This is a genomic window from Lacticaseibacillus salsurivasis (assembly GCF_036246225.1).
Classification (GTDB): Bacteria; Bacillota; Bacilli; order Lactobacillales; family Lactobacillaceae; genus Lacticaseibacillus; species Lacticaseibacillus salsurivasis.
Genome location: NZ_BTTP01000014.1, coordinates 1 through 13360, shown reverse-complemented (window position 1 = coordinate 13360; position 13360 = coordinate 1). Strand labels below are relative to the sequence as shown.

11 protein-coding genes are annotated in these 13360 nt (G+C 53.4%); 7 read left to right on the top strand and 4 right to left on the bottom strand.

Annotated elements, in window-relative coordinates; genetic code table 11:
• Nucleotides 1-80 precede the first annotated feature (80 nt).
• Nucleotides 81-1448, bottom strand: coding sequence for a class II fumarate hydratase (locus AAA927_RS09525; protein ID WP_338217659.1), 1368 nt, complete (start codon nt 1446-1448; stop codon nt 81-83).
• Nucleotides 1432-2337, bottom strand: coding sequence for a LysR family transcriptional regulator (locus AAA927_RS09520; protein WP_338217658.1), 906 nt, complete (start codon nt 2335-2337; stop codon nt 1432-1434). The genes AAA927_RS09525 and AAA927_RS09520 overlap by 17 nt, the downstream gene beginning before the upstream one ends.
• Before the next feature lie 114 nt (nt 2338-2451).
• Between AAA927_RS09520 and AAA927_RS09515 the strand changes: the two genes are divergently transcribed.
• From AAA927_RS09515 to AAA927_RS09495, 5 genes are all read left to right on the top strand, one after another.
• Complete coding sequence (locus tag AAA927_RS09515; RefSeq protein WP_338217657.1) at nt 2452-4107, top strand: malolactic enzyme; 1656 nt, start codon at nt 2452-2454, stop codon at nt 4105-4107.
• Between the two features lie 3 nt (nt 4108-4110).
• Entirely contained in the window at nt 4111-5088 is a 978-nt protein-coding gene (locus tag AAA927_RS09510; RefSeq protein ID WP_204117908.1) for an AEC family transporter, read from the top strand.
• Between the two features lie 266 nt (nt 5089-5354).
• Complete coding sequence (locus AAA927_RS09505; protein ID WP_338217656.1) at nt 5355-5951, top strand: YitT family protein; 597 nt, start codon at nt 5355-5357, stop codon at nt 5949-5951.
• The gene (locus tag AAA927_RS09500) at nt 5951-7453 is read left to right on the top strand and encodes a metallophosphoesterase family protein (protein WP_338217655.1); all 1503 of its coding nucleotides are present in this window, start codon (nt 5951-5953) and stop codon (nt 7451-7453) included. Before AAA927_RS09505 ends, AAA927_RS09500 begins: the two co-directional genes overlap by 1 nt.
• 629 nt (nt 7454-8082) lie before the next feature.
• A complete protein-coding gene (locus AAA927_RS09495) occupies nt 8083-9420 on the top strand; it encodes a KxYKxGKxW signal peptide domain-containing protein (RefSeq protein ID WP_338217654.1) in 1338 nt (445 codons plus the stop codon).
• Between the two features lie 91 nt (nt 9421-9511).
• Here the strand turns inward: AAA927_RS09495 and AAA927_RS09490 are convergent, their stop codons facing one another.
• Complete coding sequence (locus AAA927_RS09490; RefSeq protein WP_338217653.1) at nt 9512-10009, bottom strand: thiol peroxidase; 498 nt, start codon at nt 10007-10009, stop codon at nt 9512-9514.
• 146 nt (nt 10010-10155) lie between these two features.
• Between AAA927_RS09490 and AAA927_RS09485 the strand changes: the two genes are divergently transcribed.
• The gene (locus AAA927_RS09485; protein WP_338217652.1) at nt 10156-10647 is read left to right on the top strand and encodes a flavodoxin domain-containing protein; all 492 of its coding nucleotides are present in this window, start codon (nt 10156-10158) and stop codon (nt 10645-10647) included.
• Here the strand turns inward: AAA927_RS09485 and AAA927_RS09480 are convergent, their stop codons facing one another.
• Complete coding sequence (locus AAA927_RS09480) at nt 10648-12456, bottom strand: M3 family oligoendopeptidase (RefSeq protein ID WP_338217651.1); 1809 nt, start codon at nt 12454-12456, stop codon at nt 10648-10650.
• A gap of 124 nt (nt 12457-12580) precedes the next feature.
• On the opposite strand from AAA927_RS09480, the gene AAA927_RS09475 reads away from it, so the two are divergent.
• Nucleotides 12581-12925 carry a hypothetical protein gene (locus AAA927_RS09475; RefSeq protein WP_204117915.1) on the top strand — a complete coding sequence of 115 codons (345 nt, stop codon included), beginning with the start codon at nt 12581-12583 and terminating at the stop codon, nt 12923-12925.
• Nucleotides 12926-13360 lie beyond the last annotated feature (435 nt).

Below are 13360 nucleotides of genomic sequence, written 5' to 3'. Positions count from 1 at the left end.
AAATGGTTGTAACGTTCAGCTTTGGTTACAAGAATATATTACGCGTACAACGGGCAGTTAGATTTCATTGTTCAATCACCCTACGCTTCCGGTTTCGCCATTTTCAGTGGATCTACCCACTGTTCATATTCTGCCGCTGTGACCTGGCCAGAAGCCAGCGCTGCGGCTTTGAGGGTGGTGCCTTCCTGTTGGGCGGTTTTGGCAATTTTGGCCGCCGCTGCGTAGCCGATATGCGGCGATAAGGCGGTGACCAGCATCAAGGAAGCATCCACCAGCTCTGTCATTCGCGTTGCGTTGACCGTTAAGCCTTGCAGCAGGTGGGTATCGAATTGGGTCATCCCACCAGCCAGCAAGGTGCAGCTTTCCAAAAAGCTACTGATGATGACGGGCTTATATACGTTCAACTCAAAATTACCTTGACTGGCGGCGATGCTGATGGTGACATCATTGCCTATGACTCGGGTGGCCATCATGGTCAGCGCCTCAGCCTGGGTCGGATTGACTTTGCCTGGCATAATCGAGCTACCTGGCTCGTTCGCCGGAATGTGCAGCTCGCCGTAACCGCCGCGCGGGCCGCTGGCGAGAAAGCGAATGTCATTGGCGATTTTCAGCAGATCAGCAGCCAAGGTCTTGAGCGCCCCATGCACCGCCGTGAGCTCGCTATGGGCACTCAGGCCGTGGAACTTGTTGGCCATGCTGACAAAAGGCAATCCAGTCAATTCAGCGATGGCCTTGATCATCGCCTGCGTCGCAGCCGGCGTTGTATTCAGCCCGGTGCCGACTGCGGTGCCGCCCAGGGTGAGCGGCAGCAGGTGGGCCTGGGCCTCCTGCAACATCGCGACATCGGTTGCCAAAGTCGCGCGCCAACCACTGACTTCCTGGCCAAAAGTCAGCGGCGTGGCGTCTTGCAGGTGCGTCCGCCCGAGTTTCACCACATTCGCATAAGTGGCTTCGTGCTGACGGCAAGTGGCTATCATTTGCTGCGCGGCGGTGATGACCTGTTGCACCGCGGGATAGGCTGCCATGTGCATGGCCGTGGGGAAGGTGTCATTGGAGCTTTGGCCGCAGTTGACATGGTCGTTGGGCAGCACGGTTTGGCCGAGCTGCTGCGTGGCCAAATGGGCAATCACTTCATTGACGTTCATATTGGTTTGGGTGCCGCTGCCAGTTTGATACACATGCAGGGGAAATTCGATCATCAACGCTTGGTCGTCCAGCGCGAGTAATTGCTGGCACACTTGAATAATGGCCGTTGCAATCGGCTGCGGCAAGGCATGACCGCCGTTCACCGTCGCGGCGGCTTGTTTAATGGTGATCAGTGCGCGAATCACGGCACTGGGCATCAGTGGCCCAGTGGCAAAGTTATGCCGAGAGCGCTCGGTTTGCGGGCCCCAAGCCGCCTGGTTAGGAATCTCAACCGGGCCAATCGAATCATTTTCTATGCGCATGGGTTTCTCCTTTCGCGGCTGCGAGTAGAATCTGCGTCAGCTGCGTTAATTCCGGCGTTGGGGCGGCGTTTTTGCCGGCGACCAGCGCGATATCAAAAGCGGGTTGGTTGGCGGCGATGATGGGAACGGCCACCAAATTGTCGCTGGGCAGCACTGCCATTTGGGCGAGCAGCGCAATCCCGACATGGGTTTGAATCATCCGCTTCAGCAAGGTGACATCAGCAGTGCGATAAACAATGCTCGGCTGCACGCCGCTGGCATGGGTGAACCAAGCGAAGGCCTTCGTGTGGACGAAACCTTCCGTCAACGTGACAAAGGGCTCATCAGCCACTTCGGCAAAGGTCACTGCCGGCTTATGCGCTAGGGGATGGTCTGGGGGCACCACGATGGTAAAGGGACTGGCGGTGAGGGGCTGGACCTTTAGCGCCGGGGCATCCAGCGGACCACTGGAGCCGAGTAGGCCCAAATCCAAGCTGCCGGCGCGTAGGGCCTCGAGCAAATTCGCCGAGCCTTTTTCCAGTGGCTGAAGGTGCTGCATTAGGTCGGCGGCCACGAGCTGTGGGGCGAGCTTAGGAAAATAGAAGTTGCCAATGATTGGCGGCAGGCCCAAGCGGATTTTGGACGAGCGGGCCCGGGCCAGTTCGGCTTCGGCGGCGGTCAGCTCGGCGATAATGACCTGCACATGCCCAGCCAGCTGCTCGCCGGCTGGGGTGATTTTGATCACGCCATGGCTTTGGTCCCGGTCAATCAGTTGAATGCCGAAATGACTTTCCAGTCGCTTCACCGCCATGCTGATGGTGGGCTGCGTCACATGAAAATTCGCGGCTACTTGCGAAAAACTTTTTATTTTTGTCAGGGCCTGAAAATATTGCAAGTCTCTGGTGTTCATTAGCGCCCGTCCTTTCGTCTCATATCAATAAATTTTATCACAAACGAGCGGTTTGACTATAATTTTTTCCGCCGCGTATGCTAGGCCTTGTTAATGAGGAAAGGACCGATCAAAATGAAATACACACCACAACAATTACTCCATGATCCATTTTTGAATAAAGGCACCGCGTTCAGTCAAGCCGAACGTGATCAATATGGCCTTAACGGCTTGCTGCCAAGCGCCATCCAAAGCTTGAGCCAGCAAGTGAAGCAGGCCTATGCCCAATACGAAACCAAGCCGACTGCGCTGCTCAAGCGGCAGTTTTTGATGCAGTTATTCAACACCAACCACGTTTTGTTCTATCAACTGTTCTCCCAGCACATCGCTGAATTCATGCCGATTGTGTATGATCCAACGATTGCTGATACCATTGAAAACTACAGTGCGTTGTTCGTTGAACCGCAAAACGCGACTTATTTGAACATTAATGCCCAAGACCAAATCGAATCGGCCTTGAAGCACAGTGCTAATGGCCGTGATATTCGTTTGATTGTGGTCACTGATGCGGAAGGGATTTTGGGCATTGGCGACTGGGGCACCCAAGGCGTCGATATCGCCGTGGGTAAGCTGATGGTTTACACGGCCGCTGCGGGGATCGACCCGAGTCAAGTCTTGCCTGTCGTTTTGGATGCCGGGACTAACAACCAGGCGCTGCTCGATGACGATCTGTACCTGGGCCTGCGTCAAAAGCGGGTTTATGGTGAAGCCTACCATGCCTTCGTTGACCGCTTCGTGGCTGCCGCGGAAAGCATGTTCCCAAATCTGTACCTGCACTTTGAAGACTTCGGCCGCGCCAACGCTGCCGACATCCTGGATCAGTACCAGGATCAATACACCGTCTTCAATGATGATATTCAAGGCACCGGGATCATTGTGCTGGCTGGTTTGCTCGGGGCGATGAACATTTCCAAGCAAAAGCTGACCGATCAAGTTTACATGAGCTTTGGCGCTGGGACCGCCGGCGCCGGCATCGTGGCCCGCGTGTATGATGAATTCATTCAGCAAGGCCTCAGTGCCGACGAAGCCCGCAAGCACTTCTACCTCGTGGACAAGCAGGGTTTGCTCTTTGATGATGACCCAACGCTAACGCCGGCACAGAAGCGCTTTGCTCGCAGTCGCAGTGAATTTGACCACCCAGAGGCCTTGACCAGCTTGGCCGCCGCAGTGACGGCGGTGCACCCAACTGTCTTGGTCGGCACCTCCACTCAACCAGGTACCTTCACTCAAAGCATTGTGGAAGACATGGCGGCGCACACCGAACGCCCGATTATCTTCCCTCTGTCCAACCCGACCAAGCTGGCGGAAGCGACCGCAGACGACTTGATCAAATGGACCGATGGCCGTGCTTTAGTGGCCACTGGGATTCCAGCCGCTGATGTGACGTATGATGGCGTGACCTATGCGATTGGCCAAGCCAACAATGCCCTGGTTTATCCGGGTCTGGGCTTAGGCACGATTGCCGCCACCAGCAAACGCCTGACCGACGGCATGATTTCCGCCGCTGCCCACAGTTTGGGCGGCTTGGTCGACGTTGACCAGCCAGGGGCCGCAGTGCTGCCACCAGTCACCAAGCTGGATCAGTTCAGTAAGACGGTGGCTAACGCTGTGGCAGCCCAGGCCGTCGCGGAAAAGCTGAATCAAAACCCGATTGCGGATGTTAAGGCCGCCGTGGCCGCGATGCAGTGGCAGCCCGTCTATCACGACCTTGAAATCGAACCGGAGGTGTAAACGGTGACCGCATTATATACTTCTATTGAAAGCATTTTGACCATTGTGCTGATGATTGCCCTTGGCTATCTTCTGCAACACAACGGCTGGTTCGATGATAACTTCGGCGGGACGATTTCCAAACTGCTGATGAAAGTGGCCTTGCCGGCTTCCATCTTTATCTCGGTGTTGCAGCGCCTCACGCTGAAAAAGTTAGTGAGCTTAAGCTCCGGGCTAGTGTACGGCTTTGGCGCCGTCATTCTGGGCTACCTGATTGCCTTCTTGCTGGTTAAACTGCTGAAGGTCAAGCCCGGCCGGCGCGGGACGTTCATTAACATGTTCGTCAACGCCAACACGATTTTCATCGGTTTGCCGTTGAATTTGGCCTTGTTCGGCGACCAAGCGACGCCGTACTTCCTGATGTATTACGTGGTCAACACCGTTTCCACATGGACGCTTGGTGCGTTCTTGATGAGCTGGGATGACCCGACCAAAGATGGCAGCACCAGTTCTTCCTTTAATTGGAAAAAGCTGTTGCCGGCGCCGTTAGTCGGTTTCCTGGTGGCGCTGGTCTTCTTGCTGCTGAATATTCCCTTCGTGAATGTCGGCTGGTTAGGCTTTGCTGTCAACACCTTGACGTATGTGGGTAATTTGGTCACGCCACTGTCTCTGATATACATCGGGATCATTTTGGCCAAGGCCGGCTTTAGTACCATTCGCTTTGACCGCGACTCCGTGGTGGCCCTCCTTGGCCGCTTCGTGTTAGCGCCAGCGTTGATCTTCACCTTGATCATGCTGGGTGCGCATGCCGGCTTTGGCATGCCGAGTCTGGAAGCTAAGACCCTGATTATTCAAGCCTCAGCGCCCGGCCTGGCAGTGCTGCCAATTCTGGCTACCGAAGGGCACGGGGATGTCGAATATGCCACCAATGTTGTGACCTTATCGACCGTTCTGTTCGCCGTCGTGGTACCAATCATCATGTTGCTGATTCAAGGCATCTAAAAGCGCCAGTTAAGTCGATCGCAGCTGCGGTCGGCTTTTTGTGTGCAGCTAAGTTCGCTGGCCTTCGCAGCCTAGTTGCGCTCAGGCCAGCAACGCCTGAGTGATTAGCTACGCCTCGGCCCTCGCCGCGTGCCGCGGCAATGACCAAGGCTAGGCTAATCATCAGGCTAAGGGCGCTGGCCTTCGCAGACTAACCGTGAAAAGGCTTTATCTTGGTTCCCGCCTGGTGTAACCTGTATGCATTAAAGCAAAAAGGACGGTTCAAGATGAAGAGGCAACGCAACGCGCTTTTGCTGATTGTCGCCGGTGATGCGGTGATGGCATTCGCGTATGCCAAATGGCTGGTTCCCAATCAAATTATTAATGGTGGGGTCACCAGTTTGGCCCAGATTATGCATCAGCTGGTGCCGGCCATCAGTATTCCGGTGGCCAACAATCTGTGGCTGGCGGGTTTACTGATTTTGGCCCTGGCTTTCTTGGGCCGTGAGGTGTTTCTGAAGTCGTTGTTTTCGAGCATCGTGTACTCGCTGTGTTTCACGCTGTTTTACGATTGGCCGGTGCAAGTCACGATTCAGCCGGTGGTGGATTTGCTGCTGGCGTCGGGGTTGATTGCCTTTGGCTATTTTGCCTGTTTGACAGCGAACGCTTCGACCGTGGGCGTGGATGTGTTGGCCTTGATCATGCAGCGGTTTCGGCCCCAGACCAATCTCAGTCATGCTATCCGCGGCTTTAACATTGTGGTGCTTGCCGCCGGACTGCTGGTCTTTGGCTGGCAAGCGGTGGCCTTGGGTATCGTGTTTGCCGTGATCTATACCGCAGAATTGAATTGGATGTTGCAGCATTGGGGAAAGGAGGCCGCGTGATGGCCTTGAAGCAGGGATTGAATCTGTTTTTACTAGCGGACTTGCACCTTGGCAGTGAGCGGCATACGACCGCCGCATTTCACCATGCGCTGGTGAATATGCGGCATCTGGATCCCGATGCCGCCGTGGTGATTGCCGGTGATATCACCGATACCGGTGAAAAAGATCAGTTTCAGGATTGCTGGAAGAGTCTGGACCGCGTGCCGGCGGAGCAACTGATTGTTGGGCTAGGCAACCATGATGTCCGCGGGCCTGACCCGCTGACCTGGAACAACGATCAAGCGGCCGATCCCGCGTATTTTCGCCAAAACGTGTTGCCGGAGTACAGCCGCCACTATTTACGGCGGCTTAAACCCGACCAACCTTGGCAGCCTTATTTCAGCCAGCGGCTCGGGGACTATCAGTTCATCGTTTTAAACACGGAAAAAGGGTTGAAAGACAGCGCCTATCTTTCTGCCGCACAGGTGCGCTGGCTGGATGCTCAGCTCCAGGCAGGGGAAAACAGTGGCTGCATTAATATCGTGCTGTCACACCAGCCGCTGCGCGACACGCATTGGCGGAGCAATTTTGGTGGGGGCTTTGGTCTTCAAGATGCGGTGGTGAAAGACGTGCTGCGGCGCCATCCCAATACCTTTATTATCAGCGGCCACATTCACAACGGCTTTGGCGTGGCGGAGGCTATTCCGCGGTCATATGGCACCTGCATTGACCTGCCAGCGTTTGCGTTAAGTGAAAATGGCCGCACCGGGTCAGGCTTGGGTTATTACTGCACTTGGACCCATGACGCCATGAAGTTTGAATCCTGGGATTTTGCCATTAATCGGCCTTTGGCGGCTTACGACTTTACCCTGAAAACCACCACGCTGGCGGCGGCGATGCCAGACCTCAGTGTCTTGCATCCGGAGTCGGCCCAGCATGCTTTGCAACTGCTGTACCGCAGCTATGATACCCGGTTGTTCGACGATCCCCGCACGGATCAACATACGGCGCCACCGGTCCAACCCTTATTTGGCCCGGAAGTGCAGGCTCAGATTCAGGAGTTGCTGGCCAGTGCTTATCCCCGGCCGGCACAACGGCCGCCGATTGACTTGCGCCCTTATCATGGCTATTTTGCCCAACGCGATGAGTATGTAGCGGCCATTGAACGCTTTACCGAAAATCTCGCTGGTGATATACGCAGTGGTCAGATTGAGGCACAATTAACGCGGCAATTCGTCGCCGCGCGGCTTAATGTGCTGCGGCCACAACTGGCGCGCTTTGACGATGCAACGCTCAAAGCCGCCGTTGAGGAAGCCCAGCATGTGCTAGTGGGGGTCTTTCCCCGCGTCGACTTTAGCCGGCTGCAGGCCTTGGTTGATGAGAATTCGGCCGCCACCAGCGCCGAGTTGCAGTTGGCCTTGAGTGCTGGTCGTTATTTAATCAAAGACCGCGCTGCGACTCAGCCGGCTGTAGATGGTGTGATTGCTGAAATACAGCGACTTTTAAAAGAAAATACAAATTAATTTTAGGCTCAGGTTAGTTATTTCTAACCTGGGCCTTTTTTGATTCTAAAAACGATAGCCGTGTCTTCAATGTTAGATAATAATCAATCAAATATACAATATACTACCTGCGATAATGATAGGTTAAAATTTAGGCTTTTCCAAAATAACGAACAAAAAATAGACTTTTCACGGTGACCTTACTACCAAAAAATAACAATATTTTACCTGTTGAGATGTAGAGTACCACTGGCAGAAAATCGTGGCATTTCGTGGCAATCAATTGACTTTTCGGTCGTTTATCGCAGCGATTCCAAACGAGGAATAGGCGGGATAAACGCTGATATAAGTGTATTTTACAGGAATTTGTGGGATAAAATTTAATTTTTGAGATCTGAATTGAAAACAGACCATTGCAAACCGTACCACTGTGCAGTTTGCAGTTGATTGGCTTCGTAAAACTGCTCATCAGTGAAACGGAGATTTCAAAAATACTAAAAATTTTACGTCTTTTCTGCGCGAGTTATCATAGACAATAATTTATATCGGTATTACAATTTAGGCGATATCCGTAGAGAAAAACTCATAATAAGAGATAAAGGGGAATTTGGCGGATATAAATTTGCATTATCCTATGGGAGGAATTTGATATGAAGAATCGTCAAGGGGCAAAGAAACTCTATAAGGCTCACAAGACCTGGATTGCAGCTGGTCTTGCGGCAGCAACGCTGTTCAGTGTTCAAGCCTTGGGTACGCAAACCGTAGCTGCTGATACGACGCCTGCACAAACGCTAACCGCAACAAAGACAGAGTTACTTAATGTAATTGCGGGCAACAAGGATCAATTTGCTCAGCAAGGCATTGGTAATGTCAGTGATACTGTCACAGGCAAGTCTTTCTACGGTGATCTCGACGCCTTGAAGGCGCAGGTCGAAAACGGCACCATCACGTCAAAGACGCAACTGTTTGAAGCACTGAAGCCGGTGATGGAAGGCTTTAAGGAATACACTAAAGAACAGTTTAAGAAACAAGTCGCAGCAGTAGGTAATCAGATTTACACGCCAACTGGTCGGACCTATTTTGGCCAGATTGACTATCTCTTCAATAACGCCACGGTAACTTCCGACGCTGATTCTACTAATTTAAACCTTGACTACACCGCCTTGCAGGAAGTGCTCGATGCTGCGAAAGAAGCTGCAACCACCAAGACTGTCAAAGTCGACTTGATTGATGAAGATACCGACGTTGTGGTTAAGCAGTTAAGCTACACTGTAGCTAAGAATGCAGGCGTACCGTATGCCGAAGTTGAAAATGAAGTGCCAGCAGGCTACCGCATTGATAAAACGAAGGGCTTCACGGATCCAAAGACGGGTAAGCATTATGTTGCCTTGAAGGCGACTAAGACCATCAAGATTGACCTGATCGATGAAGACACTAATGTCGTGCTGAAACAACTTACTTATACGGTTGATCAAGGTGCAGGTGTCCCGCTTGACAAGGTGCAAGGCGAATTGCCTACGGGTTATACCATTGACCAAGCAAAGAGCAATCAGCAAAATGGTAAGTATCATGTGGCGGTTAAAGCACCTAACAAGACCATCAAAATCGATTATATTGATACCACGACGCTTGAAGTCGTCAAGCAAACCAGCTATTCGGTTCCCGCTCATGGTGCGGTTAGTGAGCAAGAAGTCAAGGATAATGTGCCGGCTGGGTATCTGATTGACCCATCCCAGATTCGTCACGATCCGGCGAAGAATAAGTATTATGTTGGGGTTTACAAAGAAAAGACGGCTATTGTCACCCCAACACCAAAGACGCCAACCAAGACGGCAGCTAAGGCTGCCACCACAACGTCCGCTAAGAAAGCGACCAAGACCCTGCCTAAGACCGGCGACACGACCAACACGGTTGCTTCCTCAATCGGGGTGGTTGCGGTAATCGGTGCCCTGTTCGGCTTGGCCGGCACCACCAAGAAGCGTGCCTAATTAAAGCTTCACTCGAAAGTCTCTCTGCGGAGAGGCTTTTTTGCGTGGAATCAAAGAGCCTGCCGCGAGGCGACAGGCTCAAAGGTGGGCGTTACTTGGCGTGGGTTTCGAGGTAAGCCAAGGCGCTATCATAATCTGGTTCTTCGGTTTGTTCTTCAATCAGTTCGCGGTAAACAATCTTGCCTGCAGGATTGGCAATCCAGACGCTGCGAGCATTGGTGTTGTTATCGGCAACATACAGGCCCATCGCTTGGCCAAAGCTGCCGGCTTCGTCAGAGAGCAGTTGCATCTGCTTCACGCCTTCCGCCGCGCACCAGTTTTGCTGCTGCGCAATGGTGTTGGTGGAAATGGTGAAGAAGTTGATATCTGCAAAGCCATCAGCGGCTTGATTGAAGTTCTTGGTGGAGACGCTGCAAACGCGGGTATCGATATCTGGTACTACGCTGATCAGGCTGTAGTGGCCGGCCAGGTCGTGATTAGAGACGGTGTGGCCATCGGCGGCTTTGACAGTAAAAGCCGGCAAGTCATGGCCAATCATTGGGGGCTCGCCGTTTGTTTGCTGCGGCGCACCATGACGGGTGATTTTCAAAACAATCCCTCCTATTGAACGAATCGGCAGTCCAAACGACTGCGCTCATCTTCAGTTTAGCATAGAAAAGCCTGGGTGTGTTTCTTTGCGGCTAGCGCTTACGGGTTGCTACAATTGAAGTGAGCCTTTGCAAAGGAGGTGCAGCCATGGCTAAGGTGGTCGTTGTTTATTTATCGCAGTCGGGGTTTACTCAGAAATACGCGATGTGGATCGCGCGTGAGCTGCACTGCGAGGTGGTGGATAGTCAATTCGTCACCACGCCAGATTTGGTGCAAGCGCGCCTGGTGGTGTACGGGGCGCATGCCAAAAATTCTGGGGTGATGGGGTTTCGCCAGTTTTATGCTCGGTTTCAGCTGTCGTTGCCGCAGCAAATGATTGTGTTTGGTACCGGGATTCAGCCGGCATCGCAACTGGATTTGCCAGGGATTCGAGCGAGAACCTTTCGCAAATGCCAGCGCGAACCGCAGCTGTTTTACTTCAACGGTCAGGTCGATGAATCGGCACTGCCGCTGCGCTTAAAGTTGCCGTACCATTACCATCAGCGCAAGCTCACCGAAGCGCCGCCACAATGCGGGGTGCGCACGATTTTACCACTGCTGGAAGCGGTAGATCGGCTGGATGAAAAAGGGTTGCTGTGATCAGCCATTGATTTGTTTGGTTAAGGCTTCAATCTGGCGTTCCGTATCGTCAAGAAAGCTGATCATTTGCTTCAGTGGCGCCGTGGTACTGATGTCCACCCCGGCGACTTCGGCAGCTTCCAGTGGGGCCTTGGTGTCACCAAGGGCCAAGAAGCGTTGCCAATCAGCGATGGCGGCTTCGCCATCTTGAGCGAGGCGCAGGTAGGCGGCGGTGGAAATCACCATCGAGGCTGAATAGGTGTAGGAGTACAAGCCCATATAATAATGACTCTGGCGCATCCACGTCAGTTCCGGCATGCCATCGTCCAAATCAACGGCATCGCCCCAGAACTGGTGCAGGACGCCTTTTTTAATCGCGTTCAACTTAGCGGCGTCGAAGGACTCGCCGGCGTCAATCAAGGTGTAAACCTCGCGCTGGAAGGCCGCTTCCAGCAAGTGAGTGACGCAGTTGTGGAAGTAGGTATCGGAAAGCAGCCGGCTTAAGGCGTAGCGCTGCAGCCGCGGTTCCTGATTGTCGCTGAGCAAACTGTGGGTCAGTAGCAGTTCGTGGAACGTGCTAGGGGCTTCGCTGATATAAGTCGATTGTCCGCTGGCCAAAATGCTGTGCTGCTCGCCAGCCAGGGTCATTTGCCCGGTGTGGCCGAGTTCGTGCACCAAGGTGTACAGTGCCGGCAGTGTATCTGCCCAGCTCATTTCGACAAACGGATGCACGCGGTAAACACTGGCGGCAAACGCACCAGATTCCTTGCCCTGATTAGCCGCAAAATCGACCCAGCGCTCTGGGAAGGCCTGCATAATCCGATTTTGATAAGCCTGGCCCATGGGCGCAATCGCCTTGGCAATGGCAGCTGGTGCTTCCGCCAGGCTGATGGTAGGCGTGTAGGTCGGGTCCAAGTCAATCTGTAAATCGGTGTAGCCAATGTGATCGAGGCCCCAGAGCTGTTTGATGAGCGTGACGTAGCGCCGCATAATCGGGGCGAGGCCGTTCATCAGGCCGTCGATTTGGCGGTCGAACATCTCGCGGGTGACTTCCTGCGGCGCGAGTAAGTAATCGAAAACGGAGTCAAAACCGCGCATGGTCGCCAACGTCTTTTCCTTGGCCACTTGTGCATAGTAGCCAGCCGCCATCGTGTTTTGGTAGCGCGCAAGGGTGGCGCAGAACTGATGATACGCGGCGCGGCGCACTTTGGTGTTGGGATGTTTTTGGTATTCCTCTTCATATAGAACAAAGGAGAGCGGATACGTTTGCCCATCCACTTCGAAGCTGCCAAAGTCCATGTCACCAAAAATGGCTTGGCTGCGCATGGCATCCGGGGCGTTCAAGGCCGGATCGAGTTCGGCCAGCACCTGCTCAGCCGCCAGTGGCAAGGCATGATGCTTTTCGAGCAAAATGTGGCGGATGAAGGCGGCATGGTCGTCAGTGTCTGCCGCGGCCTTGAGTATTGCTTCCGGCTGGCCTTGCAGCTCGGTGGTGAAGAATTGCAGCTGGGCGTCGTTTTGCGCTAGCAGGCTTTCCACCCGATGCAGACGCGCATTGGCCTTGGGGTCGGTGGTGTCGGCAGATTGCGGCAGAAAGGCATAAGCGCTAATGTGATCGGCCAGCACTTGTAAGCTGGCGTAGTCGTCAAGCGCGTCGTCAATCACCGGCGCCTCGGTCAACCGACCCGAGTAAATGCGGATGAAGTCGGTGGTGAGGGCTTGCAGTTGCTTAATGGCACTTTCAAAATCAGTCTCGGTGGCAAAAATAGCGGTCAGGTCCCAAGTTAGTGCGGGATCAACGGCGCTGCGTGGTGGTAAGGCGGTAGGCATGGAATCACTCCTTCAATTCAGTTTGGCCTCAGTATAGCATGCAAGCTAATGGGATTATCAGCCGTGCGTTTTTTTCCGCAGTCATTTTTGGTAAACTAAGTGAAAACAAATAAGGAGGCCGCGTATGATTAACAATAATCAACTGGTGACTCGGTACTACAATCTCAAGGCCAAAAATAATGAGTTGTTCAAGGTCACAGAAGGTTATGTGGATGAACAGGTCAATGCGTTGTACGAGGAGCTTGACCAGCATTTCGTTGATCGGCTGGAAATCGATGTGCAGGTGGCCATGGATAAGGCCCAAAAGGCTGCGCCTGAGCTTGATCCGGCGGAATTAGAAGTGGCCGTGACCAACAACATCATGAAGCATCTCGATGATTTGGGGCTTTCGGTGTTGCCGCCGCGCTTAAGCGAGCCGAACACCATCGTCGCCCATTTGAACTTCTTCAACCACAGTCGGTACTACTAAAAACATCCCACCTGACTTTTTTAGTTAATGGTGGGATGTTTTTTCCTGCCGCGGATGCGGGCGGGGTGGCTCCGGGGCGCGGTCGGCCTGCTGTGGGGCCCGGGCCGAGCCAAGGTCTCGGCCCTCAATCTGGAGCCTCGACTCGCTGCGCTCGCCTTCGAGTCTCCAGATTGGCCCCGAAAAATAGGGTGAGCCTGCCAAAAGCGCAGTCTGCGATAATCCCTTTGTGGTTGTCAGATGAAATATCATAATTCATCTGATAATCATGGAGGGATTTTTGTATGCCTAGAGCCAAGTACTCGGCAACGGAGAAACTTGCGTTGTTAGAAGAATTCTGGCGGTCCAATCTGGCCAGAGCCACCTTTGCACGACAACATCGAATTGGCAAAACCCCGTTCACTTCATGGCTTGCACGCTATGAACGTGATGGTATCG